Genomic DNA, 586 nt, shown 5'->3' on the forward strand with positions numbered 1-586 from the left:
GAGTTTATATCTTTTAGAAAATCATCAAGAGCGGACACTGCGCCGCCTGCGGGCATATCAAGAGGCGGCGAGTTATCACCGCCGGGAAGATCGTTTAGGAACTGATTAACATCAAAATTATCTGTGCCGCCCGCGTCGTCTATTGGGACATCAGCGGGTTGGGCTTCATTTCTATTAAATTCAAAAGGAGGCGCTTCTGTTGTCGGAAGCTTTAAATCGTCAAAAGGCAGTTATAGGGATTCAATATCGGCTTTCTCGTAAGCGATATTATTAAAGGAGGACTTAAACTGCCCCAGCGCGTTTAATGAAGGCATATTAAGATAATTATATATCGACCGATAATTGTAAAGAATGTATGAAAAGGATTAGGGTTTTTATTCTTTTAGCGATGATTTCCTCTTTTGCGCTGTCTGCCGCAAGGGCTGCCGACTGGGAAAGTTATGAGCTAGTTGAACGTTTATTGACCTTACCTGGTCCCGGAACACCGGTAATTTATAGGGATTTTATTATTTTTACCGCCGATACAAGCCTAAGAAGGGTAGGAATTGCCTTTGCCCATGAGAATTTCGCCTATACATACTGGTTT

At 42.7% G+C, this 586-nt stretch carries 1 pseudogene; it reads left to right on the top strand.

Annotation, left to right across the window (positions count from 1 at the left end):
* Positions 1–355: 355 nt before the first annotated feature.
* Positions 356–586 (top strand): annotated as a pseudogene (locus ACYVRA_RS08275) (isoamylase); the annotation flags it as partial.

This window comes from Treponema sp. R8-4-B8 (assembly GCF_054786175.1).